Origin of the sequence: Mycobacterium sp., from assembly GCF_049683935.1 — a bacterium.
In the GTDB taxonomy this organism is placed as follows: domain Bacteria; phylum Actinomycetota; class Actinomycetes; order Mycobacteriales; family Mycobacteriaceae; genus Mycobacterium.
Window position 1 is genome coordinate 1 of the sequence record NZ_JBAUJR010000429.1, and the last position, 1,812, is coordinate 1,812.

Below are 1,812 nucleotides of genomic sequence, written 5' to 3' on the forward strand. Positions count from 1 at the left end.
GTGATGGACGCCGCGCACCCGGGCGGGATCGGCGGCACCTACAGCGGCAACCCCGTCGCCTGCGCCGCCGCGCTCGGGGTTTTCGACGAGATCAACGACCATCAGCTCCTCGACCGCGCCCGCGATATCGGCGGCCGGATGGTCTCCGAGCTGCAGTCGATCGCCGCCACCACCGACGTCATCGGCGAGATCCGGGGGCGCGGCGCGATGATCGCCGCCGAGCTGGTTCTGCCCGGCACCCGCGAACCGCATCGCGACGCCGTTGCCGCGCTCACCCGACACTGTCAGCGCAACGGCGTACTGACCTTGACAGCAGGAACTTTCGGAAACGTCCTGCGTTTCCTTCCACCGCTGACCATTTCCGACGCACTGCTCACCGAGGCTTTCGGTGTGCTGCGCGAGGGCTTCGCCGCCCTCTGAGACACCCGTTAGGAGTTCCGCCGATGACCAGTACCCCAGCGCCACTGGAGTTGTTCGACACCGCACGACTGCTCGACGACGACGAGCGCGAGATCGCCGCCACCGTCCGCAAGTTCGTCGACACCCAGCTCAAGCCCCATGTGGCGGACTGGTTCGAATCTGCAACTCTGCCAAAAGAACTCGGAAGGAAGTTCGGTGAGCTCGGACTTCTGGGGATGCACCTGCAGGGATACGGCTGCGCGGGCACCAACGCCGTCAGCTACGGCTTGGCGTGCATGGAACTGGAAGCCGGCGACAGCGGGTTCCGCAGCTTCGTCTCCGTGCAGGGTTCGCTGTCGATGTTCTCGATCCACCGCTTCGGCTCCGACGAGCAGAAGGACGAATGGTTGCCCCGACTGGCGACCGGCGAGGCCATCGGATGCTTCGGGCTGACCGAGCCGGACTTCGGCTCCAACCCCGCCGGAATGCGGACCCGCGCGCGCCGCGACGGCGACGACTGGGTGCTCAGTGGGACGAAGATGTGGATCACCAACGGCAATCTCGCCGACGTGGCCACCGTCTGGGCGCAGACCGACGACGGTATCCGTGGCTTCCTGGTACCCACCGACACAACGGGATTCACCGCCAACCCGATTCACCGCAAGCTCTCGCTGCGCGCTTCGGTGACCTCCGAGCTGGTGCTCGACGAAGTGCGACTTCCGGCCTCGGCTCAGCTGCCGCACGCCACCGGCCTGGGTGCTCCGCTGTCGTGCCTCAACGAGGCCCGGTTCGGCATCGTCTTCGGCGCTCTCGGGGCCGCCCGCGACTGCTTGGAGACGACTCTCGACTACGCGCGGACCCGGGAAGTGTTCGACCGGCCGCTGGCAGGCTTTCAGCTCACCCAGGAGAAGCTGGCGAACATGACCGTCGAGCTCGGCAAAGGCATGCTGCTGGCCATCCACCTGGGCCGCATCAAGGATGCCGGAGAGGTGAGTCCGGAGCAGGTCAGTCTCGGCAAGCTCAACAACGTCAGGGAGGCGCTGGCGATCGCCCGCGAGTGCCGGACGCTGCTCGGGGGTAGCGGGATCACCCTGGAGTATTCACCGCTGCGCCATGCCAACAACCTGGAATCCGTGCTGACCTACGAGGGCACCTCCGAGATGCACATGCTGGCCATCGGCAAGGCGCTGACCGGCCTACCGGCGTTCCGCTGATGAGCGCTCGCGCGAAGAAGAGAAGGCGCTGATGTCCGCCCCCACGCAGATCCGGCACCTGGTCGCCGGTGACTGGCAGTCCGGGCAGGGCGATTCGCTGCTCAGCGTCAACCCGGCCCACCCCGGGATCGTGGTCGCCGAGGGCCGCGGCACGGACGCCTCGGTCGTCGACGCGGCCGTCGCTGCCGCTACCGCCGCG

At 67.4% G+C, this 1,812-nt stretch carries 2 protein-coding genes; both read left to right on the forward strand.

Features of this window, described 5'->3' with window-relative positions:
* Positions 1 to 420: aminotransferase class III-fold pyridoxal phosphate-dependent enzyme (locus WA965_RS24045; protein WP_526448152.1), on the forward strand; the 420-nt coding region annotated here is incomplete at its 5' end.
* Positions 421 to 443: 23 nt separating this feature from the next.
* On the forward strand, positions 444 to 1,613 hold the full coding sequence (locus WA965_RS24050) for an acyl-CoA dehydrogenase family protein (RefSeq protein ID WP_526300646.1): 1,170 nt from the start codon (positions 444 to 446) through the stop codon (positions 1,611 to 1,613).
* Positions 1,614 to 1,812: the final 199 nt, after the last annotated feature.